This window comes from Euzebyales bacterium (assembly GCA_035461305.1).
Taxonomy (GTDB): domain Bacteria; phylum Actinomycetota; class Nitriliruptoria; order Euzebyales; family JAHELV01; genus JAHELV01.
On the sequence record DATHVN010000127.1, the window covers coordinates 1 to 22,721 of the forward strand.

Genomic DNA, 22,721 nt, shown 5'->3' on the forward strand with positions numbered 1-22,721 from the left:
GATGTCCCCGGCTGTCGACGACGCCCTGCTGCGCGTCGCGCAGGAGGCGCTGACCAACGTCGGCCGCCACGCAGGGGCATCCCAGGTCGACCTGACCCTGTCCTACCTGGACGACCTGGTGCTGCTCGACGTCCAGGACGACGGTGTCGGATTCGACGTCTCCACAGCGGACGGCGACGGCGACGTCACGCACGGCGGCTACGGTCTGACGTCCATGCGGGAACGCCTCACGCTGGTCGGGGGTGTGCTGGTGGTCGAGAGCACACCCGCTGAGGGCACGACCGTGGCGGCCCGGGTGCCGCGCGCAGCAGCCACGCCCCCGGTCGCGCCGGAGGAACCGACATGACCCCCGATCAGCCGATCCGTGTCGTGGTCGTCGACGACCATCCCGTCGTCCGCGACGGCCTCGTCGGCATGCTTTCAGGCCAGCCCGACATCACCGTCGTCGCGCAGGCCGCCGACGGGCGGGACGCGCTGCTCCAGGTCCAGCGGCACGATCCCGACGTCCTGCTCATGGACCTGCCGATGCCGGACATGGACGGCGTCGAGGCGATCAGCGAGCTCCGGCGCCGCGGGCACCGTGCGCGCGTCCTCGTGCTCACGACCTACGATCGCGACGAGGACATCGTCCCGGCCATCGAGGCCGGCGCGACCGGCTACCTGCTCAAGGACACCCCGCGCGTCGACCTGTTCCGCGCGCTCCGGGCGACGAGCCGGGGCGAGTCCACGCTCACGCCGTCGGTCGCGTCACGGCTCATGGGTCGCATGCGCGAATCGCCAGAGACCCTCAGCGCGCGCGAGATCGAGGTGCTCAAGCTCGTGGCGAGGGGCCGGACCGACCGGCAGATCGGCCGCGCGATCCACGTGAGCGAGGCGACGGTCAAGACCCATCTGCTGCGCGCCTACGACAAGCTCGGTGTCAGCGACCGCACCGCCGCGGTCGTGACCGCCCTCGAGCGGGGCCTGCTCGAGCTCGACCGCCCCGACGCGTGACGGTCGCGGCGCGGCTGGACGCCCGGGCGGGACCGGACGTCCGGCACATCGGTTAAGGTGCACTGCGGACGCCGGACGACGACCGCCGCCGACGGACTCGATCGGGGGACGCCGATGTGGAGAGCCGTGACCTGGCCGGTGCGCTCGCGCCCGGTCCGCCGGATGCTGCTCCTGCGGCTCGGCATGGAGGTCCGCCGCCGGCTGCGCTCCAGCGGCGCGGTGCTGTGGTCCGACCAGCAGGAGGACGACCGCTGCTCCCGGTGGCCGTGGGTGCTCGCGCTGACGGTCGCCGGGCTCGCCGCCGGGCTGCTCCACCGTCGGAGCCGGCAGCGCAGGTCGGCCTCCGACGGTCCGCCGCCGTCGGCGGCTCCGGTCCCGGACGCGCGGACCGTCGACCCGGCGCCGGCGCCCGCCACTACGACGCCGCAGCTCGGCGTCGCGGATGTGTCGAAGGCGCCCGAGCAGCCTGACCTGGCCGCGGGGGAGGCTGTGATCGGTCGGAGTCTGGCGGTCGACGACCTCAAGGTCGTGGAGGGCATCGGCCCCAAGATCGAGCAGCTGCTCAACGACAGCGGTGTGCACACGTGGCACGACCTGTCCACCGCCGATGTCGACCGGCTTCGCGACATCCTCCAGGAGGCGGGCGCGCGCTACCGCATCCACGACCCCAGCACCTGGCCGCAGCAGGCGGCGCTGCTGGCGCGCGGCGACTGGAAGGCCTTCACCGCCCTCAACAACGGCGAACCGGACATCTGATGCGCTGACGCCGTCCGTGATCGCGGACGACAGCTCGCTGACGACACGAGATCCGCACACCGACATGGGTGCCGTGGCCCCGCCCATGCACCTGCAGTGCCAGGGGCGACACCGACGCCGTCCGTGGTCTACCCATGGGTCGCGTCCGCCGGCAGGTGCATCGTCGCCGCGGTCCCACCGCCGTCGGCGGCTACCGCCTCGACGCGGCCGGTGTGCGCCTCAACGACCTGGGAGACGTTCGACAGGCCGAGGCCCGAACCCGGCGCGTCGCGGGCGTCGGGCCCCGGTAGAAGCGCTCGAAGACGTGGGGCAGGTGCTCGTCGGGGATGCCGGGACCGTGGTCGCGCACCGTCACGATCGCCTGACCGTGCCCGTCACGCCCCACGCGCACCTCGATCGGCGCTCCGCGCCCGTACTTGACGGCGTTGTCCAACAGGTTCGCCACGGCCCGCTCGAGCCGGTCGGCCTCGCGTGGACCGTCACGGGCGTCGTCACGAGGTCGATGCGCTGATCGGGACCCGCGAACGCCCGTGCCCGGTCGACGGCCGTGGCCACCAGGTCGTCGAGCTGCACCTGCACCGTCGCGACGGCGGGCTGGGCCCCACGCGCCAGCTCCACGAGCGCTCCCACCAGCCGGCTGAACTCGTCGAGCTGGATCGTCAGATCGGCCAGGAGCTGCCGGCGGTCCGCGGGTGACAGGGGCGTGGGACCCGCGTCCTGCGCCGGCGCCGCGTCCATCGTCAGCACCTCGATGTTGGTGCGCAGGCTCGTCAGCGGCGTCCGCTGCACGAACCCGCCCGGACCACCGAGTGCTCCGGCGCGGGCGCCGGCAAGCGAGCGGACGATGCGCCCAGGACGGCCGGATGTCAGATCCTCGGCGATGCCCGCCAGCGACCGGTCGACCTCACCGCGCAGCGTGCGCGCCGCGTACAGTCCGCCTGCGGCGATCAGGAACGCCAGCGCAACCGCTGCCGCTGCGGTGACCGCGATGCGCGCCCGCAGCGTCACGTCGCCCGGACCGGTCGCCGCGGCGGACCTCGCGCGCGACCGGATCCATCCGCAGGTCCTGGAAGGTCACCGTGTCGGTGACGTCGTCGTCGGTGGTGCGGCGCAGCAGGGCACGGAGCCGTGCGAGCAGCTCCTGAAGCGCGAACGGCTTGACGAGGTAGTCGTCGGCGCCCGCGTCGAGGCCCGCGACCCGGTCCTCGACCGCGTCCCGGGCCGTCAGCATCAGGATCGGCAGGTCGCAGCCGTCGCGCCGCAGGCGGCGCGCGACCGCCAGGCCGTCGGGCCCCGGCAGTGCGACGTCAAGCACCATCGCGTAGGGCGTTCGTCGACCACGGCATGCAGGGCGTCGAGGCCGTCGGTCGCCACCGCGACCTCGTGGCCAGACAGCCGCAGGGCACGGTCGAGTGACGCGCGCACCGCGCGCTCGTCGTCGACCACCAGCACCTTCACGTCGCTCGTCGCGTCGTCGCCATCCATCCGACAGCGGCCGGCCGCCGCACGGCGCGTTCGGCGTGCGGCGGCCGAACCGACCTCGACTATGCCCGATCGGCAGCCGGACTGTCCCCAGGCGCGGCGCCGAACGGTCCACCGTCGAACTCGAACCAGCCGCCCGGACCGTGGTGACCGAAGCCACGGAAACCGTGCCCGCGCTCCCCACCGAGCACACCAGCCTCGGCGGCGTCGAGGATCGCATCGGCCTGCGCCTGCGTGAGCCGGCCGTCGGCGACCGCCTCGTCCAGCCGCTCCTCGAGCATGGCGCGATGTTCATCCCGTCGCTCCTGGGACAACCGCTCCCGAACGGCGGTCAACGCCTCGTCGACCCGATCGACCGGCAGGTCGAGCTCCTCGGCGAGCGCCTCCGCTAACGCCCCACGAGCGTCGGCGAACCCACCCGCCGCGTGTGTCCCCCTCGGTCGACGACGCGCTCGGTGCGTCGCCCTCCGAGGCGTTCTGCGCGAGCGCCGGCACTGCGATCGCTGCCGGGGTCAGCGCGACCACGGCGAGCAGCAACAATCCGCGTGCGCGATCGTCGGAACAGATCCATCGTGATGTCCTTTCGTCGTGTGCGGCGCCGCCATGGTCGATCGGCGTCGTGGGCCTCGGCCGGACCGGCGCACAGCCAGAAGTGTCGGGCCACGACGTTGGACGGCGCTGAGAGGGGACTGAAAACCAGCTGAGAACGCCCGCACGTCTGTCGGACGGACGGACGGCGCGGCGCCGGCACGTTGCGGTTTCCGGCACGGCTGGCACACTGCGGCCAAGGCAGGAGGTGCCATGTGAGCTGGGCCGCCTGGGTCGTGGTCGGCGTGATCGCCCTCGCGCTGCTGGACCGGCTCGCGCTGCTTGCCGAGGCCGCGGCTGGATCTACTGGCGCCGCCGCACGCCGGCGCGCAGCACCGCCGGCATGGCGCTGCAGAACTTGCAGGCGATCTTCGAACCGCAGATCCACCACGTCGTCGAGGAGCGCTCGCAGATCGGCGCCGACCAGCCGGGCGACGACGAGCCGCCCGACCCGGCCTGACGCCGGCAGGCCGTCCGCACGACCGGTCGAGCGACATGCTCGGTCACCGAGAGACACGCTCGAACGTGTCCCTTGCCTCCCGCGTGCCCCTCGACCGGATCGCGCCGGCCCGCGGTCATGTCAGGCAGACAGCGTTCTTGCCGCGCTTGTCTCCCGAGAAGAGGCGTCCGAACGCCATGGGCACGTGCTCGAAGCCGTCGACCATGTCGACATGATGGGTGATGACGCCCTCCTGGGCCCAGCGGTTGAGGTCGGCGATGGCCTCCGGGTAGCGCTCGGCGTAGTCGAAGACCAGGAAACCCTCCATGCGGGCGCGGCGCACGATGAGCTGGGTGTAGTTGCGGGGACCACGCGGCGGTGCGCCGTCGTACTGCGAGATCGCACCGCAGACCACGATGCGGGCATGCCGCGCGAGGTTGGCCAGGGCCGCCTCGAGCACGTCACCGCCGACGTTGTCGAAGAAGACGTCGACGCCGTCCGGGCACAGCTGCCTGAGCCGTGACGAGATCCGCTCCGCGCGGTAGTTGATGCACGCGTCGAAGCCGTGGTCGTCGACGACCGCCCGGCACTTGGCGGCGCTACCCGCCGTACCGATCACGCGGCACCCGCGGTGTCGTGCGATCTGGCCCGCGACCGAACCGGTCGCGCCGGCCGCGCCGCTGACCAGCACGGTCTCGCCCTCGACCGGACGACCGACCTCCAGCATGCCGAAGTAGGCGGCCAGGCCCGTCGGCCCGAACAGGCCGACGGCATCCACCGGATCGGTGCCCGCCGGCAGCACCTGCATGCTGCGCCGGTCGTCGTCGGCCAGCGCCCACTCCTGCCAGCCGGTCATCCCGCTGACCAGGTCACCCTCGGCGTAGCGGTCCGAGCGCGAGGCAACGACCGTGCCGACGCCGAGGCCGCGGACCACTCCGCCCTCGGGGATCCTCGGCAAGTACGTGTCGCGCTCCATCCACCCGCGGATGGTCGGGTCCATCGACAGGTGGCTGACGCGCACGAGCGCCTGGCCGTCTGCCGGCTCAGGCACGGGCTCCTCAGCGAGCACCACGTCGTCGGGCGTGAACGCCCCGTCGGGTCGCCGCGCGAGCCGCCACTGCCTGTTGCTCCGCTCGTCAGCCATGGACGCCCTCCCGTTCCGGGCCAAGGGTGCCCACGTGGCGCCCGTCCGACCCGTGTCACGCCCACCACGGTCGCCGCGGCCGCATCAGCACCAACCGTTGCACCGGTCGGCGGTCGGCGCTGGGATGCGACCGGCGCACATCCGCCGGCCGACCGGTCGTGGACCGCCGACGGCGGCGGCGTGGACCTCACCGGCGACCTGCGGCCGTCCGACGGCGCCGGACCGCATCCCCTGTGTCGTGCTGGTCCACGGCAGCGGCGCGCTCGACCGCGACGACAGCGTGCCGGAGCATGCTGCTCGACGATCCGCAGCTCGTGGCGCAGCCGGCGTCCAGCCGCCGGTGGCGGCCGGCCGGTACCTGATGCGGGTCTCGGCCGGCTCGCGGGATCACGCCTCGTGGTCGTGCTCGAAGGCCTCCCGCAGACGCTGCTCGTCCTCGGCCGACAGGTTCGTCGTCAGGATCTCGAAGTCGAACTGCTTCAGGCCGTCGCGTACCCGGTCCAGCACGGCGTCACTGGTCAGCAGGAACAGCGCCGACGTGCCGGGCGTGATCTGGTCGCGGACCTGGTTGATGAAGTCGTCGTCGATGCCGACGTCGGCCAGGCTCCCGCTCCACGCGCCCACCGCCGCGCCGACGGCCGCACCGAGGAGCGGCACGAAGAACAGGATGCCGAACAGCAACCCCCAGAACGCGCCGCTCCAGGCGCCGACACCGACCATGCTGCTCAGCTGCTCGGTCTTGGGCTTCTTCTTGTCGGCAGGCCAGTTGACCATGGCTGCGTCGTGCACCTTGATAAGTGCCTGGCTCTGCATGCCTTCGATCGCGTTGAGCACCTGGCGGGCACCCTCGGCGGTCGGGAACTTCAGTACGGTCAACGTGGCCACGATGAGCCCCTCCCGTTCAGCAGCGACCGCGGTGACGGGAAGGCCCCGCCACTGCGCTTCCATGTCCTGCGGTCATACCCCCTGTGCCAGCGATCCCATACGCGATCAGTCCGCCGGCGACGCCCACGTCGCCGGGACGTCGGCACCTCCCTCGCGCGTCCAGCGCCGCGCCCCCTGGTAGCGCAGCGCGTGGGAGCTGATCCTTCCGGCCACCAGCCCTTCCCCGAGGCGGAACGCCGCCGCCTGGTGCAGCAGGGTCGGCGGCACGAAGCCGAAGGCGTTCGCCAGATGGTCGATGTCCACTGTGGAGTTCATCCGCAGCAGGATCAGGTTGTCGCACTGGGCGAGCACATTGGCGTGGATCTTCTGCGGCTGCTGGGTCGACAGCAGCAGGTACAGCCCGTACTTGCGGCCTTCCGCTGCGATGCGGATCACGTGCTCGGTGCCAATCGCCTGGATCGGGTCGGCCGGCGCCTGCGGACACACGTTGTGGGCCTCGTCGATCACGATCAGACGGGGTACACGCTCATGACGGTTGCGCCACAGCCACTCCAGCGTCGCGGCCGACCGGACCGCGCGGTCCTGCGCCGAGTCGCTCCTGCCGAGGTCGATGACGGCGACGCGGAAGTCGGGTGGCAGCACCTCGAGCACCGTGGCGTCGTGCTCATCTGCCCAGACGGGCCAGTCCGGCGCCCCGACGTTGCGGATGCGCGTGGCGAGGCGGCGCATGCGGGGGTCGTTGGAGCGCTCGGCGCGGGCCAGCAGCGGCGCCAGCCGCCGGCCGGCCTCACCCGCCTCGTCACGCAGTGCCCGGTACGCGGCGAAGTCGTCCTGATCGCGGAGCGGGTCCAGTCCGAGCACGATTGCCTGCTGGTCGAGCGTCAGCTGGCCGAACAGGACCTTGAACGGCGTCGCGCCGTCTCCCGGGCCCAGGACGGCGACGCGGGAGCGCAGCTGCTCCCAGTGCCGCGCCACGCGGTCGTACGCCTCCCCCTCGGCACCGGACTGCTCCGGCGGCAGCAGATCGCCGAGCCCGACGTAGTCGGAGTTCGGGTCCAGGATCAGCATCTGGATCGTGGTGTGCAGCAGCAGGCGCTCGAGCAGCACGCCGAGACCGTAGGTCTTGCCCGACCCCGACTGCCCGCACAGGAACGTGTGGCGGCTGAAGCCCTTGGCGGCCAGCAGGGGCAGCACCTCGCCGGTCCCGAAGGACGCCGAGCCGGTGTCGAGGCCCGTCGCACCGCCCAGGCTCCAGGAGATGAAGTCGTCCACGAGCTGGCCGGGAGCCTCCTCGATCGCGGCGAGATCGAAGGTTGCATGCCGGTCGACCCGGCCGAACGCGCCGTCGGTCACGCTGGCGAGCAGCAGGCCGCTGCCCGCGGCGAGCCGGATGTTGACCGTGACCGCAGCATCGCCGAGCGGCGTCGCCGCGCCGAGCACGGACGCGAGGTCGACCGCTACCTGCGGCCCGGGCCGGGTGGCGATCTGCTGGTCCACGACCTGTCCGAGGTACCTCCGGCCGTCCCGTGCCGCCAGGATGACGTAGCCGCCGACCGGAAGCGGGCGCGACAACGCGACCTCGTACGCGAACGTGTGGCCGTCAACGCCCCAGGCGCCCTGCTCGAAGCCGACGTCGCTGCGCAGCCTGTCACGCAACTGGGCGATCCGCTCACGAAGCACTTCGATGCTCTCCGTGGTCGTGTCGACGTCGGTCACCGCGCCTCCGTTCGTTCGTCGGCAGGCAACGCCCGCCGCTGCGGCGAACCAAGCCTCTCAGACGGTCATGTCGGGCGCCAGGGCCTTTTGGCTGATCCGGTAGCGCAGCACGAGGAAAGGGATCCCGAACAGCCAGAATGCGTGCGTCGCCGCGACCCGCCCGTCGACGACGAAGACGTCCAGCTCCTCGCCGAAGCCGTCGACGGCGAGTGCCGTCAGCTGGCGGGTATCCGGGTCTGTGTACGTCAGGTAGTGCCCCGGGTGGGCCAGATCGCTGTGACTGGACAGGGTCAACCCGCCGTCGTCGCGGGAGCGTGGGAGCAGCGTGGCCGTGAAGCTGCCGTGTGGCACGGGGAACCCGACGCTGACATAGCCCCGGACCGCGTCCCGATAGGTCGTGTAGATGCCGACGTAGATCGGCTCGTCGGTATCGGCGAACGAGCGGATCCAACCGCGGACGTCGACGACGCCGTCACGGTCGACGTCGATGGTGTCGATCCGGCTGTGCACGCCCCGGAGCGTATCCCGCTGGTTCATCGGCAGGTTCGCCTGGCCGAGCCGCCGCGCGACCAGCGACCGGTACAGCAGGTAGCCGGGACGAACCCACAGTCGCCACTCCGGCACGATGTCTAGCGCGAAGCGCGTGGTGTGCTCGTAGAACTCCCGCACCCGTGGATCGACCATGTCGGGATCGAAGTCGGGCCCTCGCAGATCGTCCAGCGATGCGACGATGCCGATGTCGGCGGCGTCCCGTACGTAGCGGCCGCCCAGCGCTCCTGCGAGCGCGGCGACGTGGTCGACGCCGATGTAGCGGTCAGGCGTCCCCAAGGGCACAACGAACGGTAGGTCGTCGGCGTCGACCTCCTCGGCGAGCAGCGACACCTGGGCGTCGCTGAACACGGCGGCCGACAGGCCCCGGTAGGCGACCATCGTCGTCGCCGCGACCGCGGCCCCGTCGCGGACACCGACGGCACGTAGGGCCCGACCGCAGACGGCACCGACCATCGGCCCCGCGACGACCTTCTGCGGACGCAGGCCCAACGTCCCGGCAACGGCTCCGGTCATGGCGCCGACGCCCACGGGTCCGAGCCCACCCACACGCCCGAGGACGCTGCCGAGCGGGGCCGCGAGGGCACCGCTGGTCAGCACGCGGCTCCACAGCGCCGGGATCTCGCCCGGGAGCTGCGTTGCGCGGGCGACGGCGGCGCCGGTCGCGAGGCCCACGGCGCCGACGGCGGCGGCTGCCGCGCGGCGCGCCGGGCCACGACCGGCGGCGAGCGACGATCCGGCGAGCGCGCCGATCGCGCCGGCGGTCACGAGCCCGCCGATGTCGACCGGACGCTGTCGAGCCACGCGCAGAAGATACCTCGGCGGCGGGGGTGCCCGCGCGTCGACCGCCACGTCCGCGCCTATGGTTGCCCTTGACCGTTCGCGACCGAGGAGCCCCACACCCGATGCGCCTGTCAGTGATGATCGAGCCCCAGGAGGGGATGACCTACGACGAGATCCTCGCCGTCGCCCAGCGGGCGGAGGCGGTCGGCCTGGCGGGCTTCTACCGCAGCGACCACTACTCCCCCATCGGGGCACCGGCGGGAGCCCCGACGACCGACGCGTGGGCGACGCTGGCCGGGCTCGCGCGCGAGACCAGTGACATCACACTCGGGACGATGGTGACGCCCGCGACGTTCCGTCCGATCGGCAACCTGGCGAAGGTCGTTGCGACCGTCGCCGAGATGGCCGGCGCGCTCGACGGTGAACCGCGGATCCACCTGGGCATGGGCACCGGCTGGCACGAGACCGAGCACCGTCAGCACGGCTTTCCGTTCGAGGACATCGCGACGCGGTTCCGCCGGCTCGACGAGCACCTGCAGGTGCTGCACGGGCTGTGGGACCCCGAGCGCGATCCGTTCAGCTTCGACGGCGAGTTCGTGACGATCGACGAGGCCCGGTACGCGCCCGTGCCCACGCCGCGGCCGCGGATCGTCGTCGGCGGCAGTGGCCGGCGCAAGACCCCGACGCTGGCCGCGCGCTACGCCGACGAGCTCAACACCATCTACCGGTCTCCCGAGGACTGCCGGGGGATGCGCCAGGCCATGGACGAGGCGTGCGGCCGGGAGGACCGCGACCCCGCAACGCTGCCGTTGACGCTGATGACCGGCTGCGTCATCGGTGCCGACGAGACGGCCTTCCGGGCCCGGGCCCGACGGGTCCACGCCGCGGTCGGCTCCGGAGACGTCGACACGTGGCTCGACGAGCTCCGCGGCACATGGGTCCTGGGCGGACCCGAGGAGGCCGCCGATCACATCGGCCGGCTCGCCGACGCAGGAGTCACCGGCGTGCTGCTGCAGCACCAGGCTCCCGGCGACCTCGACATGCTCGACGAGGTGATGGCCGAGATCGCCCCCCGCCTGTAGCACCGCACGAAGCATGGCTGCGAGCGCGCACACCCGTGGGCCCCACAGCCACACCCGACCCACCGTGGCCGACGGCGCGCACGCCCGCGGCCGCACGGGCACGGGCCGCTCGGCGTGGGCCCACAGCACGCATACTGCCCGCTGACGGCCGCGAGCACGACGCTCAGGCGTGCGCGGACAGGCCGAGCACCTTGTCGGCGCGCACGCCCCCGAGGTGGCGGACGAAGATGCGCTGGTAAAAGGTCTCCTCGGCCGAGCGCGGCGGCGGCAGCCCGTCGTGGCGCCCGCCACCGTCGGGGGCGTCGTCCAGGCGCGCGGAGATCGCCGCGCCCAGCGCGTCGGCCGCGCCGCTGCCGTCGCCGAACTGCGCCTTGCGCCGCCACAGGATCTCGTCGGGCAGCCATCCGGCGAAGGCCTCGCGCAGCAGGCGCTTCTCCTGCCCGTGCTCCCCCGGCAGCTTCCATGTGACCGGCACGCGCGCCGCGACCGCGATGACGTCGAGGTCGAGGAACGGGACCCGTGCCTCCAGGCCATGGGCCATCGACGTCCGGTCCGCACGCTGCAGGTTGAGCTGGTGCAGGCCCTTCACGCTGCGCAGCAGCTCGGCCTCCAGGTCGTCGGGCTGCACCTCGCGCAGGTAGTCGTACCCGGCGAACAGCTCGTCGGCGCCCTCGCCGGTGAGCACGACCTTGACGTGGCGCGCGGCCAACTCGGCGACCAGGTAATTGGGCACGGCGCTGCGCACCAGAGCAGGATCGAAGTGCTCGATGACCCGCACCGCGTCGTCAAGCGCCTCGTAGGCCTCCTCGGCGGTGTAGATGCGCTCGTGGTGCTCGAGGTCGAGCGCCTCGGCGACCCTCCGCGCGGCCAGCAGGTCGGGGCTGCCCTCGACGCCGACCGCGAATGACGGCAGCTGCAGGCCGCGTTCCGCCGTGTCCCGCGCCGCGATCGCCGCGACGATGCTGGAGTCCAGCCCGCCCGACAGCAGCACGCCGACCTCCACGTCGGCCATCATCCGCGCGTGCACGGCGGCGACCACGGCGCTGCTGATCGCTTCGCGTGCGTCGTCCTCGGTGGCGAACGGCCGGCCGGTCGCCGACAGGTCCGCGAACGGGTGCAGGCCCTGGTCGCGGCTCCACCAGTGACCGGGTGGGAAGGTCTCGATACGTGGCCGCGCCTCCTCGGGGAAGGCGCGCAGTTCCGACGCGAACATCGTCTGGTCGCCGCTGCGGACCCAGTACAACGGCTTGATGCCCAGCGGGTCACGGGCGGCCATCAGGGTGCCGTCCTCACCGGCGACTGCGAAGGCGAACATGCCGCGCAGCCTCTCGAGCGCCGAGGGTCCCCAGGCGATGACGGCCTGCAGCGCCGTCTCGTTGTCCGATGCGGTCGTGAACCGCTGAGGGCCGAGCTCGGCGCGCAGCGCGTCGTGGTTGTAGATCTCGCCATTGCCGACCAGCACGTAACCGCGGTCGTCGATCAGCGGCTGGGTGCCACCGTCGACGTCGACGATCGCCAGCCTGCGGTGGCCGAGCCAGGTCTCGCCCACCCGCCGGCTGCCGGCTCCGTCGGGGCCGCGGTGGCTGATGCGGTCGAGCATCTGGTCCTGCCGGCCGTCGTCGGCGACCTCGTGGGTTACCACGATCCCGCACACGTCGCGCTTCGTCCCTCACGAGGGGTCGTTGGTCACCCCCCAGGGGTAGCACCCCGCACACGGCCGGGCAGCCGCAGGTGCTCAGGCAACCTCCTGGCGCGGCACGACCACCTCGCTGCAGACGAGCTGGATGGCCGCCGCCGTCGGGAGGGCCAGCAGCGCACCGACGACGCCGGGCAGCGCGCCGCCGACCAGGCTGGCGACGATCGTGACCGCCGGGGAGACATCGACGGCTCGCCGCATGACGCGTGGCACGAGCACGAAGTTCTCGAACTGCTGGTACAAGAACGCGATGGTCGCGACGCCGTGCCGGCGGACACGTGAACGCCATCGCACTGGACACCGATGACCCCGACGATCACGACGGTCGGCGCCAGGACCGAGCCGAAGCGGCGTCTGCGCGGTGCTCGACCGCCGCCGACAGCCCGGTGACCAGAAGCCGCGCGACCAGCAGGATCAGGACCACGTCGTGGACCAGTAACACCGTCCACGCCACCACGACGAACAGAACGCCAAGGGCGCCTGGAGCGCGGTCCGGAACGCGACGACGACGAGCAGAGCACCGAAGTGCCTGGAACGCGGTCCGGAACGCGACGACGACGAGCAGAACGCCGAGGGCGCCTGGAACGCGGTCCGGAACGCCGACCGCTGCAGGATGGGCTCACCGGACGCGCTGTTAGGGCTGCGCGCACGTCGCACCGGCTCTTCCAGCCGGCGGATCTCCTGGTCGAGGCGCGGATCGTCGGAATCCATGCGGTGCTCACGCAGCAGCTGCTCCTCGCGCTGCCTCGCGTCACGGTCGTCCAGCGGTGTGTCCGCCACGTGGTCGGTCATGGTGCGCCGCGTCCCGTCCGGCTCTGCCCTCCGGTCGACGGCCGGGTACGGGCAGATGGCAGTGGCAGACGGTTCCCAGCGACGCCGTCCACATGCACCGTGGCACCTGTACGAAGGTCCGTCGGGGCGACGTCCGGCGTCGGGTTTCTCCGTTGTCCGCTGGACGCCGACCGGGCTGGCTTGTCTACTACTGCCATGGTTCGTGCCGGGTCGCGTGTGTCGGACCCGCGGACCGTCATGAGAGCCGTTACTTGACCGACCGGTCAGTCACGCTTACGGTACGCCCACGCTGGTCCCGATGGAACGAGGGAGACTCCGCATGCACGCCAGTCGTCAACGCTGGTTCCTACTGATGGTCGTCCTGCTCATGGTGCTCGCCGGCTGCAGCGGCGCGGACGGCGAGTCAGACACCGCCGGGGGCGGTGATGGCGGAACCGAGGCTGCGGCGGCCGGCAGCGAGGAGGCCGAAGGCGGAGGTGCCGCCGAGGGCGAGCCGATCCGCATCGGGACGCTGACGGCGCTGAGCGGCCCCTTCGCACCGTGGGGCGTCAACGTCACGAACGGGATGCAGATGGCCGCTGCGGACATCAACGACGCGGGTGGTGTCGACGGCCGGCCGCTCGAGCTGGTCGAGCGCGACACGCAGAGCGACCCGCAGGAGGGCGTCACCGCGCTGCGCGGGATGATCGAGCAGGACGGCGTCATCGCGGCCGGCGGCGTGATCTCCAGCGACGTCGGGCTCGCCACGGCACGCATCGCCGAGCAGAACCAGGTCCCGCTGTTCCTCGTCAAGGCCGGCTCCAGTGCGATCCTGACCGCCGACAGCCGCTACACGTTCCGCACGTGCCTGCCAGCCGCCCCGATGACCATGGGCCCGGTCGCCGACTACCTCGAGCAGGAGAACCTGACCCGCGCCGGTGCGATCATCGCCGACTACGAGTGGGGCCGCAGCATCGAGGAGGCGATCGACTCCACGCTCGGCGAGGCGGGCATCGAGACCCAGGTCGAGGTCGCACCGGTGCCCGAGACCGATTTCACGAGCTACCTGCGCTCGCTGCGTGGCTTCGAGCCCGACGTGATCGTGGCCACGGGGCACCCGCCGGGATCAGGTGCGATCACCAGCCAGTCCGCCGAGCTGGGCATCGACACCCTGGTCACCGGACCGTGGACCGTGCTCGCCACGGTCATGGAGGGCGTCGGTGACGCCGCCTTCGACCGCTTCGTCGACTTCGACTGCGCGGACTACTCCGACCCCGAATACCAGGAGCTCGCGGCCCGCTACAACGAGCAGTTCGACGCCTTCATGGAGGACGACGCGGTCGCCGCATACGGCATAGTCACGATGATCGCCGAGGCCGTCGGCGAGGTCGGCGACGACCCGACCGCGGTCGCCGAGTACCTCCACCAGACGACGTTCGACCTGCCCGGCTACCCGTCGGAGCTGAGCTGGACCGAGTGGGGTGAGCTGGCCAACTCGACACCGGTCGTGTCGGTCATCCGTGAGCAGGAGCCACCGGAGGGCGTCAACCCGGACGCGAACTGGTACCCGGAGGTCCTGCTGACCGCGGAGCCGCTCGAGCCGTACCAGCCCGAGTAGCGCAAGAGCTCGTGCCCGGCAGGGGCACGATCAGGAGCGAGGTCCAGGTGGAGGCGTCGCAACGCGGCGGAGGAGCAGGTACCTGGATTGATCTGCGTCCGGCGGAGCCGGTCCACCGCGTGCTTCATGGAACCAGGCTCCGCCATTTGCCCGTGACGACGGCAATGACGCGAGGCACCGCCTGGTCCACCCGAGCCGAGCAGTCCTGCCGCCACGACGTGTAGAGATGGCGATCCTCGAGGTCCGCAGGCTGGGCAAGCGCTTCGGCGGCCTGCCCGCGGTCGATGGCGTGGACCTCGAGGTCGAGCCGGGCGAGGTGTTCGCGGTGATCGGGCCGAACGGCGCGGGCAAGAGCACACTGCTGAAGATCATCAGCGGCATGCTGGCGCCGTCGACCGGCTCCGTGGTGTTCGACGGCGTCGACATCACGGGTCGCAAGCCGCACCGCGTCCGCCATACGGGGATCGCCAAGGTCCTGCAGACGCCGCGGGTCTTCCAGACGATGAGCACCCGTGAGAACGCCGCCCTCGGTGCCATGTTCGGCGGCACCGGAAAGCGCCGCGCCGAGCGGGAGGCGCTGCGCATTGCCGACGAGGTGCTCGACATGCTCGCCCTGCGCGACAAGAGCGACCTGCCTGTCGGCAGCCTCAACCTGCACGAGAAGCGGACGCTCGAGTTGGCACGCGCGCTTGCGGGATGGCCGCGCATCCTGCTCCTCGACGAGGTCATGGCAGGCCTGAACCCCGCGGAGCTCGCGACCTACATCGACGTCGTCCGCCGGGTCCGCAACGAGCTCGACGTCACGGTCGTCTGGGTCGAGCACGTCATGAAGGCGATCGCAGCGCTCGCCGACCGTGTGTTCGTGCTGAACTTCGGGAAGTGCCTGGCGCAGGGCACCGTCGACGAGGTCCTGTCGGACCCGGATGTCATCGAGGCGTACCTGGGACGCGGCGTCGGCGCCGCGTCTCCGGGCGAGCGCACAGAGCCGTCGGGCGGGGACATGCACGATGCTGACGGTTGACGACCTCGCGGCCGGCTACGGCGAGAGCATCGCGGTGTCGGGCGTGAGCTTGCACGTCGACGAGGGCGAGGTCATCGCGGTGATCGGGTCCAACGGCGCGGGCAAGACGACCCTGTTGCGCGCGATCTGTGGCCTGCTGCCGACCAGGTCGGGCACCGTGACCTACGACGGCGACCGCCTCACCGGTGTCCCGGCCCACCGCGTCGCGCGGCGAGGCGTGGCCTACGTGCCGGCGGAGCGCCACCTGTTCGGCGGCATGTCGGTGCGCGAGAACCTCGAGCTCGGCGCCTACCCCGACCGGCCCGACCGGCAGCGCATGGACCTGGTCTTCGAGCTGTTCCCGCGCCTGGCGGACCGCACAGCGCAGCACGCCAGCACCATGAGCGGCGGCGAGCAGCAGATGCTCGCCGTCGGCCGCGCGCTGATGTCCCGGCCGCGCCTGCTGATGCTGGACGAGCCCACGACCGGGCTGGCACCGGTGCTGGCCGAGGAGACCTACGCGTCCCTGAAGGTCCTGCGCGCCGAGGGTCTGACGGTGCTGGTCGCGGAGCAGCAGGTGCCGCTGGCGCTGGACCTCGCCGACCGCGGCTACGTGATCGAGGACGGCGTGATCCAGCTCGAGGGCCCCGCGTCCCAGCTGCAGGGCAACCCCAAGGTCCGTCGCGCCTATCTGGGGATCGCGTAGATGGCGGTCCTGCTGGACGGGATCGCCTACGGCCTGCAGCTCGCGCTGCTCGCGGTCGGGCTGACCATGATCTACGGCCTCGGGGGCGTACTGAACCTGGCGCACGGCCAGTTCGCGGTGGTCACCGGCATCTCCGCCGCCGTCCTGCTCGACCGCGGGCTGGGACTGGCGGCCGCGCTGGTGATCGGCGTCGCCCTGGCCGCCGTCCTCGCGCTCATCACCGACGCCACGATCATGCGCGCCGCGTACCGACTTGCCGGCGAGGCGCGAGTCCTGCTGAGCCTGCTCCTGACGATCGGGCTGGCCTTCGTCCTCGACGGCCTGCTGATCTACAATTACCCGTTCGCCCAGCTCAACGTCCGCGTGCCCGGACCGGCGGTTCCCGTGCTCGGCGTCCCGGTGCGCCGTGGCAGCCTCGCAGCCTCGGCGCTGGCGCTCGTCGCGCTCCTGCTGCTGATCGGCTTCCTGCGCTACACGCGCCAGGGCAAGGCCGTGCGCTCGATCATCGAGGACGAGGAGGGCGCGCGGCTGTGCGGCATCGATCCCGGACGGGTGCGCACCGGCGTGTTCGTCCTGAGCGGCGCGCTGGCCGGGCTGGCCGCCGTCGCCGAGAGCATGAGGTCGTCGATCGGCGCGACCGACGGGACCGAGCTCACGATCCTGGCGCTGATCGTCACCGTCGTCGGCGGCCTCGGCAGCGTCGCCGGCGCCCTGCTGGCCGGGCTGCTGCTGGGGATCATCTACACGCTCAGCCAGGTCTACATCGGCGCGTACGTCACGTTCATCATCCTGCTGTTGGCCGCGATGGTGACGATCCTGATCCGGCCGTCCGGCCTCCTGGGACGTGGTGCCTGATGGCGTCGACCGAGCTGCCCGTCGGCACCTCCGACGCCAGCACCGAGGTCGCGGCAGTGCACCACGTCCCCCTGTGGCGCGCCTACCTGCCGGTGACCGGCGCAGCCGTCGTGCTGGCCGTGATCCCGCTGGTGATCGGCGATTCGCCCTACCTGCTGGGGATCGCTGTCCTCGGGCTGGCCTACGCCGGGTACGGCGTCGGCTTCAACATCATCTTCGGCAACACCAACCAGCTGTTCCTGTGCCTGGGAGCCCTGGCGGGCGTCGGGGCGTACGGCACGGCGATCCTCGGCAACGAGGCCGAGCTTCCGATGCTCGTGGCGATCCCCGCGAGCGTCGGCGTGGCCGCCCTGCTCGGTGCCGCGTTCAGCTGGGTGTCGGTGCGCCGCGAGCTCGACGTGATCTTCGTCGGCATCATCACGCTGACGTTCTCGCTGATGTTCCTCAACCTGCTGCTGGGCCAGCGCGACGTGACCGGTGGCGAGACCGGCATCGTGGTGCTCTACGACGCGGGCATCGTGGGCGCCCGCGGCCTCGGCGCCTACTACGTGTTCCTGGGCGTGCTGGTCGCCTACCTGGCGCTGCACCGCTGGCTGCAGCGATCGCACGTCGGCTGGGCGTTCCGCGCGCTGCGCGACGACGAGCTCGCCGCCGAGCTGTCGGGCATCGACGTCGCCCGCTACAAGGTGCTGGCCGGCATGATCGGCTCCGCGATGATCGGCCTGATCGGCGCGTTGTACGCCAACTACGAGGGCTTCATCAGCCCCACGACCTTCGAGCTCGGCAACGTCGACGTGCCGGTGCTGGTGATGCTCGCCTTCGGCGGCATCGGCACGCTGCTGGCCCCGGTCGTGGGGTCTGCGGTGTTCACGGTCGTCGACGAGGTCCTGCGGCCGTTCTCGCAGCTGCGGATCACCGTGTACGGCGTGATCCTGCTCGCGCTGTTCCTGGGCTTCCGCCGCGGCGTCATCCCGACCGTCGGCGACCTGTTCCGCAGGGTGCTCCGGCGCACCTGAGCCCACGGCACCCCCGGTCACCGACGAACACCCCTCGAAGGTGTCCCTCACACACCGGACGTGTCCCCGGGCACCGACCGTGTGCTTTGAACGCGGGCGGAGCTGTGGACGCGCGACCACGTCGACCTCCGTTCGAGGCACGATGCCCTCCATGCACGACCTCCTCTCGCCACTGGCCGTCGCGCGGCAGCCGTTCACGGTTGCCGACGCGGCGACGCTCGGTGTCGACCGCCACGTCCCCGTCGGTCTGGCGCGTGCGGGCACGCTCGCACGGTCGACCGGGGCGCGTACGTGCTGAGTGCGCTCTGGCGCGACGCCACGGCCGAGCAGCACCACACCCTGTCGCTGCCGCGCCGTGCTGCGCCGTTACGGCACGGTGGCGCTGAGCCACATGTCGGCGGTCGTCGCGCACGGGCTGCCGGTGCACGCGATGGATTCGACGAAGTGCACGTGACCCGCACGAAGGGGCGGACCGGTCGGGTCGCACCGCAACCGATCGTGCAGGTGCACCCGGCGCTGCCCGGCGCGGCGTTCTCCGAGGCCGACGGATCGCCGACGTGCACGGGGCCGCTGGCCGTGCTCCAGGTCGCCGACTGGCACGGGATCGAGGCCGGCATGGTCGCGGCGGAGGGCGGGCTGCACGGTGGCGAGTTCACCACTCAGGCGTTGCGGGATGCCCGCGAACTGGTCCGGCTCGGTCGCGGTCCCGCGCACGCCGATCTGGTCGCACGCCTCGCCCGTGACGCCAGCGAGTCACCCGGCGAGACGTTGACCCGCCTCTTGCTGCAGCCGCCCGGGTTACCCGAGTCGCGGCAGCAGGCGAAGATCGGCCTGCACGGCGGCGGCCTGGCCCGCGTCGACTTTCCTCCTGCTGGAGCTCGGGGTGATCGTCGAGTTCCACGGCGCGGTCAAGTACGACGGTGCGCAGGGCCGCGACAGGCTGGTACGGGAGAAGCGCCGGGAGGACGGTCTGCGCGCAGCCTGCCACGAGGGGTACGCCTCACGTGGCCCGATATTCGCCAGCCGCAGCATGTCCATGCGCTGCTCCTCGCAATCCGCGCCCGCGCACGCCGGCGGACACCTCCGGTCGGCCGACGGACACCTCCGGTCGCCGAGTCACACGCTCGAGCGTGTGATTCGCGCCCCCAGGGGTGTCCCTCGGCGCGACACCCTTGACAGCTCGCATCCGCGAGCGAACATGTGTTCGTGTCGTCGACCGCCGCGATCCTGCACGCCGACCTCGACGCGTTCTACGCGTCGGTGGAGCAACGCGATGACGCCCGGCTGCGGGGCCGGCCGGTCATTGTGGGCATGGGCGTGGTGCTGGCTGCCAGCTACGAGGCGAAGGCCTTCGGGGTGCGCACCGCGATGGGCGGCGCGCAGGCGCGCCGGCTGTGCCCGCAGGCCGTCGTGGTGTCGCCGCGAATGTCGGCCTACACGAAGGCCAGCCGCGCCGTCTTCGACGTCTTCAACGACACGACGCCCCTGGTCGAGGGGCTGTCAATCGACGAAGCGTTCCTCGACGTTCACGGCCTGCGCCGGATCGCCGGCAGCCCGACGGACATCGCCCGCCGCCTGCGCCACGAGGTGCTCGTGCGGGTCGGCCTGCCCATCACCGTCGGTGTCGCGCGGACCAAGTTCCTGGCCAAGGTCGCGAGCGGTGTCGCCAAGCCCGACGGCCTGCTCGTCATCCCTCCGGACCGCGAGCTGGACTTCCTCCACGGGCTGCCGGTCGAGCGCCTGTGGGGCGTGGGTCCGGTCACGTCGCGGAAGCTGCGCGACCGCGGCATCACCTCCGTCGGCGAGGTGGCGCGACTCCCACTGGCTGCGCTCAAGACGATGCTGGGTGCCGGATCCGGCCGCCACCTGCACGCGCTCGCGCACAACAGGGACCCCCGTCCCGTGCAGGTCGGGCGTCGACGCCGCTCGATGGGAGCGCAGTGCGCCCTGGGCCGCGGCCACACGCCGCTCGACGAGATCGAGGTCGTGCTGATCGGCCTGGTGGACCGGGTGACCCGCCGCATGCGCGCGGCGGGCCGCGTGGGCCGCACGATCACTCTGCGGCTGCGCTTCGACGACTTCGCCCGGATCACGCGCTCGCACACGCTGCGCACAGCCACCGCGTCGACGCCGAAGATCCTGGGCACGGCGGTGGCGCTCCTGCACGCCACCCACCCGCTCATCATCGAGCGGGGCTGCACACTGGTCGGCGTGGCGGTCGGCAACCTGTCGAACAGCGGTGCCGAGCAGCTCGTGCTCCCATTCGAACGGCAGACGGCGATCGACCTCGACGCTGCGATCGACGGCGTCCGTGACCGCTTCGGCACGGCCGCCGTCTCGCGCGCGGCGATGCTCGGTCGCGACATCGGCCCGTCCGTGCCGCTGCTCCCCGATTGACGTCGGGCCGCGCCGGTCAGGCGGCGCCGGTGGCCGTCGCCGATACGACCTGCATCGTGGACAGCAGCGCGCGGTGGGACGCGATGGAGACGTCCTCGTACCCGAGCGACCGCAGGAGGTCGACCACGCTGTCGGCGTCGGCCGGGGTCAGGCCGTGGCCGCCGGCCCTGCGCAGGCGCCGCTCGCCGATGAGCAGGCAGCCGCCGGGCCGCAGCACCCGACGGATCTCGACCAGGCCCGCCCTGCGATCCGGCCAGTGGTGGAACGAGGCGATCGTCCACGCGATCGAGGCGCTGTCGTCGGGCAGCGGCAGGTCCGCCGCATCGCCCACCACGAAGCTGACGCCGGGCCGGCCCCGACTGCGACGTCGTGCGATGTCGACCATGGCGGGCGACGGATCGACGCCGGTGGCGTCGGCCCCTGCCGCTGCGGCACGCCGCACCGCGGCGCCGACGCCACAGCCGACGTCGACGACGGCGTCACCCTCACCGGGCGCAGCGGCCTCGACGACCACCCTGTTCGAGCGGGGATCGCGGGAGCACAACCCGTAGACGGTGGCCCGCCAGCGGGACCACCGTTCGATCTCGTCGTCTGCCATTGGACGCCCTTCGTCCGGCTCGAGGTCGGGTCGCGCACCGCCGTCACGCGACGGTGATCACCCCGACCGCCGCCAACGACAACCCGACGGCGAGCTGCTGGGGTCGGCCCAGGCGCTCGGCCAGCAGGTGCCTGGCCAGTACCACGACGACGATGGGGTACATCGATGTGAGCAATGCGGCGATCGTCAGCAGTCCCGTCCGCGCGGCCAGCAGGAACATGACGTTGGCGAGCATGTCGAGGCCGCCCGACAAAGCGACGAGCGGCATCGCCTCGCGGGATGGCAGCCCTGCCCGCCCCACGGCCACGATCAGGCCGAGCATGACCAGCGACGAGGCCCGCGCCCCGACGAACGGCCACAGCCCGGACCCGTCGGGCGTCCGGTCGAGCAGGACGAAGAACACGCCGAAGCCGGCGCCACCGAGTAACGCGAGCAGCGGACCCGTCGACAGCGCGGCGCGCCGTTCGACCCGGCGCCCCGCCGCCACGATGGTGACGGCGACGACGCCGAGCACGATGCCGACGGCGGCAAGCAGCGTCGGCCGCTCACCCAGCGCGACACCCGCCGCGACCGGGACCATGACGCCGGCAACCGAGGCGAGCGGCGACACCACGCCCATCGGTCCGAGGGCGAGCGCGCGCAGGTAGGCGACGAGGCTCAGCGCGCCGGCGACGCCCGCCAACGCACCGGTCGTGAAGGCCGCCGCGGACGGCCGGCCGGGTAGCGCACCCATCAGCAGGACGAGCACGACGACGCCGACGGCCTGCGACACCAACGTGACCGACACCGCATGTGACCGCTTCGCGGCCAACCCTCCGGCGAAGTCGGCGGCGCCGAAGCTCAACCCGGAGCCCAGTGCCAGCAGCAGAGCCATCGTCGTCACCCACCCCTGCGAGCGATCAGTGCAGTGCACCGCGCGGTGCAGTCCGATGACCCTAGCCGCTCCCTTGCCCCAGTGCAATGCATTGAGCATTCGGTAGAGTGCACCGCACCAGGACGGGAGGGCCGCCGTGCAGGAACCGGAGGTGCTCGCTGCGGCGATCGGCCGCAACGTGCGCCGGCTGCGCCGGCGCCGTGACCTGACCCTGGACCAGCTCGCGGAGCGCGCGGGTGTCAGCAAGGGCACCGTGATCGGCGTCGAGCAGTCACGCGCCAACCCGAGCATTGCCACGCTGTGCCGCATCGCCGACGCGCTGGGCGTCGGGGTCGTCACGCTGATCGACCCGGGCCAGGACCCCCAGGTCCGCATCAAGCGGGGAACCGACACGCCCACCCTGTGGACCAGCAAGGAGGGCAGCCGCGCGCTGTTCCTGATGGGCACCGACCCGCCCGACATCGTCGAGCTCTGGGACTGGCGCCTCGCACCCGGCGACACCTTCGACGGAGGCGCCCATCCCGAGGGCACCGTCGAGCTCCTGCACGTGCTGGAGGGCGTGCTGGCGGTGCGGATCGGCACCGAGCGCCATGAGCTCATGGCGGGCGACACCATTCTCTTCGACGCCGTGCTGACCCACAGCTACGACAACCCCGGCGACCGACCGAACCGCTTCTTCATGAGCGTCGTGCAGCGGGGCGACGCCCACCTCGTGCCGCCCGGGGACATCGGGCCAGTCCGGTCGTAGGCGCAGCCGTCGCGCCGACACGAGC

General features: G+C 71.9%; 24 protein-coding genes. 13 read left to right on the plus strand and 11 right to left on the minus strand.

The genetic code is table 11. The annotated features are described in order from the left end of the window. The 3 genes from VK923_11685 to VK923_11695 form a co-directional block, all read left to right on the plus strand. The coding region (locus VK923_11685; GenBank protein ID HSJ45333.1) for an ATP-binding protein at positions 1-346 on the plus strand (346 nt) is incomplete at its 5' end. After that, positions 343-993: a response regulator transcription factor gene (locus tag VK923_11690; protein ID HSJ45334.1), complete on the plus strand. Its 651-nt coding sequence runs from the start codon at positions 343-345 to the stop codon at positions 991-993. The genes VK923_11685 and VK923_11690, both read left to right, overlap by 4 nt. Positions 994-1,119: 126 nt before the next feature. Then, on the plus strand, positions 1,120-1,749 hold the full coding sequence (locus VK923_11695; protein HSJ45335.1) for a hypothetical protein: 630 nt from the start codon (positions 1,120-1,122) through the stop codon (positions 1,747-1,749). A gap of 351 nt (positions 1,750-2,100) precedes the next feature. Here the strand turns inward: VK923_11695 and VK923_11700 are convergent, their stop codons facing one another. Both VK923_11700 and VK923_11705 read right to left on the minus strand, forming a co-directional pair. Beyond that, entirely contained in the window at positions 2,101-2,757 is a 657-nt protein-coding gene (locus tag VK923_11700) for a hypothetical protein (GenBank protein HSJ45336.1), read from the minus strand. Continuing rightward, positions 2,654-3,067: a response regulator gene (locus tag VK923_11705; protein ID HSJ45337.1), complete on the minus strand. Its 414-nt coding sequence runs from the start codon at positions 3,065-3,067 to the stop codon at positions 2,654-2,656. Before VK923_11705 ends, VK923_11700 begins: the two co-directional genes overlap by 104 nt. Before the next feature lie 310 nt (positions 3,068-3,377). Here VK923_11705 and VK923_11710 point away from each other — a divergent pair, with 310 nt between their 5' ends. Continuing rightward, positions 3,378-3,623 carry a hypothetical protein gene (locus VK923_11710; protein HSJ45338.1) on the plus strand — a complete coding sequence of 82 codons (246 nt, stop codon included), beginning with the start codon at positions 3,378-3,380 and terminating at the stop codon, positions 3,621-3,623. A gap of 771 nt (positions 3,624-4,394) precedes the next feature. Here VK923_11710 and VK923_11715 read toward each other — a convergent pair. The 4 genes from VK923_11715 to VK923_11730 form a co-directional block, all read right to left on the minus strand. Continuing rightward, positions 4,395-5,402: an NADP-dependent oxidoreductase gene (locus VK923_11715; protein HSJ45339.1), complete on the minus strand. Its 1,008-nt coding sequence runs from the start codon at positions 5,400-5,402 to the stop codon at positions 4,395-4,397. Positions 5,403-5,789: 387 nt separating this feature from the next. Further along, entirely contained in the window at positions 5,790-6,350 is a 561-nt protein-coding gene (locus VK923_11720; protein ID HSJ45340.1) for a DUF1269 domain-containing protein, read from the minus strand. Positions 6,351-6,392: 42 nt separating this feature from the next. Then, on the minus strand, positions 6,393-8,003 hold the full coding sequence (locus tag VK923_11725; protein ID HSJ45341.1) for an ATP-binding protein: 1,611 nt from the start codon (positions 8,001-8,003) through the stop codon (positions 6,393-6,395). A 57-nt stretch (positions 8,004-8,060) separates the two neighbouring features. Further along, a complete protein-coding gene (locus VK923_11730) occupies positions 8,061-9,356 on the minus strand; it encodes a hypothetical protein (protein ID HSJ45342.1) in 1,296 nt (431 codons plus the stop codon). A gap of 101 nt (positions 9,357-9,457) precedes the next feature. Between VK923_11730 and VK923_11735 the strand changes: the two genes are divergently transcribed. Then, on the plus strand, positions 9,458-10,417 hold the full coding sequence (locus VK923_11735; protein HSJ45343.1) for an LLM class flavin-dependent oxidoreductase: 960 nt from the start codon (positions 9,458-9,460) through the stop codon (positions 10,415-10,417). Positions 10,418-10,580: 163 nt separating this feature from the next. Here VK923_11735 and VK923_11740 read toward each other — a convergent pair whose 3' ends face one another. From VK923_11740 to VK923_11750, 3 genes are all read right to left on the minus strand, one after another. Then, positions 10,581-12,059: an asparagine synthase-related protein gene (locus VK923_11740; GenBank protein ID HSJ45344.1), complete on the minus strand. Its 1,479-nt coding sequence runs from the start codon at positions 12,057-12,059 to the stop codon at positions 10,581-10,583. 93 nt (positions 12,060-12,152) lie between these two features. Next, a complete protein-coding gene (locus VK923_11745) occupies positions 12,153-12,407 on the minus strand; it encodes an AI-2E family transporter (GenBank protein HSJ45345.1) in 255 nt (84 codons plus the stop codon). Between the two features lie 120 nt (positions 12,408-12,527). Further along, positions 12,528-12,905, minus strand: coding sequence for a hypothetical protein (locus VK923_11750; protein HSJ45346.1), 378 nt, complete (start codon positions 12,903-12,905; stop codon positions 12,528-12,530). 319 nt (positions 12,906-13,224) lie between these two features. On the opposite strand from VK923_11750, the gene VK923_11755 reads away from it, so the two are divergent. The 7 genes from VK923_11755 (at position 13,225) to dinB (ending at position 20,476) form a co-directional block, all read left to right on the plus strand. Further along, entirely contained in the window at positions 13,225-14,502 is a 1,278-nt protein-coding gene (locus tag VK923_11755; protein HSJ45347.1) for an ABC transporter substrate-binding protein, read from the plus strand. 226 nt (positions 14,503-14,728) lie between these two features. Then, a complete protein-coding gene (locus tag VK923_11760; GenBank protein HSJ45348.1) occupies positions 14,729-15,523 on the plus strand; it encodes an ABC transporter ATP-binding protein in 795 nt (264 codons plus the stop codon). Further along, the gene (locus VK923_11765; protein HSJ45349.1) at positions 15,510-16,208 is read left to right on the plus strand and encodes an ABC transporter ATP-binding protein; all 699 of its coding nucleotides are present in this window, start codon (positions 15,510-15,512) and stop codon (positions 16,206-16,208) included. The genes VK923_11760 and VK923_11765 overlap by 14 nt, the downstream gene beginning before the upstream one ends. Next, positions 16,209-17,063 carry a branched-chain amino acid ABC transporter permease gene (locus VK923_11770; GenBank protein ID HSJ45350.1) on the plus strand — a complete coding sequence of 285 codons (855 nt, stop codon included), beginning with the start codon at positions 16,209-16,211 and terminating at the stop codon, positions 17,061-17,063. Continuing rightward, positions 17,063-18,079: a branched-chain amino acid ABC transporter permease gene (locus VK923_11775; protein HSJ45351.1), complete on the plus strand. Its 1,017-nt coding sequence runs from the start codon at positions 17,063-17,065 to the stop codon at positions 18,077-18,079. Before VK923_11770 ends, VK923_11775 begins: the two co-directional genes overlap by 1 nt. Before the next feature lie 151 nt (positions 18,080-18,230). Beyond that, on the plus strand, positions 18,231-18,377 hold the full coding sequence (locus tag VK923_11780) for a hypothetical protein (GenBank protein ID HSJ45352.1): 147 nt from the start codon (positions 18,231-18,233) through the stop codon (positions 18,375-18,377). 908 nt (positions 18,378-19,285) lie between these two features. Continuing rightward, positions 19,286-20,476 (plus strand): DNA polymerase IV, encoded by a 1,191-nt coding sequence (gene dinB / locus VK923_11785; protein HSJ45353.1) that lies wholly within the window; start codon positions 19,286-19,288, stop codon positions 20,474-20,476. Between the two features lie 16 nt (positions 20,477-20,492). Here the strand turns inward: dinB and VK923_11790 are convergent, their stop codons facing one another. Together VK923_11790 and VK923_11795 are read right to left on the minus strand one after the other, a co-directional pair. Continuing rightward, entirely contained in the window at positions 20,493-21,074 is a 582-nt protein-coding gene (locus VK923_11790; GenBank protein ID HSJ45354.1) for a class I SAM-dependent methyltransferase, read from the minus strand. 43 nt (positions 21,075-21,117) lie between these two features. Continuing rightward, a complete protein-coding gene (locus tag VK923_11795) occupies positions 21,118-21,948 on the minus strand; it encodes an EamA family transporter (GenBank protein HSJ45355.1) in 831 nt (276 codons plus the stop codon). Between the two features lie 136 nt (positions 21,949-22,084). On the opposite strand from VK923_11795, the gene VK923_11800 reads away from it, so the two are divergent. Beyond that, entirely contained in the window at positions 22,085-22,696 is a 612-nt protein-coding gene (locus VK923_11800) for an XRE family transcriptional regulator (GenBank protein HSJ45356.1), read from the plus strand. Positions 22,697-22,721 lie beyond the last annotated feature (25 nt).

Coding starts and splice junctions, on each gene's coding strand:
- VK923_11790 (HSJ45354.1), bottom strand. CDS start 21,074: ATGGCAGACGACGAGATCGAACGGTGGTCCCGCTGGCGGGCCACCGTC.
- VK923_11795 (HSJ45355.1), bottom strand. CDS start 21,948: ATGGCTCTGCTGCTGGCACTGGGCTCCGGGTTGAGCTTCGGCGCCGCC.
- VK923_11770 (HSJ45350.1), top strand. CDS start 16,209: ATGGCGGTCCTGCTGGACGGGATCGCCTACGGCCTGCAGCTCGCGCTG.
- VK923_11750 (HSJ45346.1), bottom strand. CDS start 12,905: ATGACCGACCACGTGGCGGACACACCGCTGGACGACCGTGACGCGAGG.
- VK923_11735 (HSJ45343.1), top strand. CDS start 9,458: ATGCGCCTGTCAGTGATGATCGAGCCCCAGGAGGGGATGACCTACGAC.
- VK923_11765 (HSJ45349.1), top strand. CDS start 15,510: ATGCTGACGGTTGACGACCTCGCGGCCGGCTACGGCGAGAGCATCGCG.
- VK923_11775 (HSJ45351.1), top strand. CDS start 17,063: ATGGCGTCGACCGAGCTGCCCGTCGGCACCTCCGACGCCAGCACCGAG.
- VK923_11705 (HSJ45337.1), bottom strand. CDS start 3,067: ATGGTGCTTGACGTCGCACTGCCGGGGCCCGACGGCCTGGCGGTCGCG.
- VK923_11760 (HSJ45348.1), top strand. CDS start 14,729: ATGGCGATCCTCGAGGTCCGCAGGCTGGGCAAGCGCTTCGGCGGCCTG.
- VK923_11720 (HSJ45340.1), bottom strand. CDS start 6,350: ATGGAAGCGCAGTGGCGGGGCCTTCCCGTCACCGCGGTCGCTGCTGAA.
- VK923_11690 (HSJ45334.1), top strand. CDS start 343: ATGACCCCCGATCAGCCGATCCGTGTCGTGGTCGTCGACGACCATCCC.
- VK923_11755 (HSJ45347.1), top strand. CDS start 13,225: ATGCACGCCAGTCGTCAACGCTGGTTCCTACTGATGGTCGTCCTGCTC.
- VK923_11780 (HSJ45352.1), top strand. CDS start 18,231: ATGCACGACCTCCTCTCGCCACTGGCCGTCGCGCGGCAGCCGTTCACG.
- VK923_11715 (HSJ45339.1), bottom strand. CDS start 5,402: ATGGCTGACGAGCGGAGCAACAGGCAGTGGCGGCTCGCGCGGCGACCC.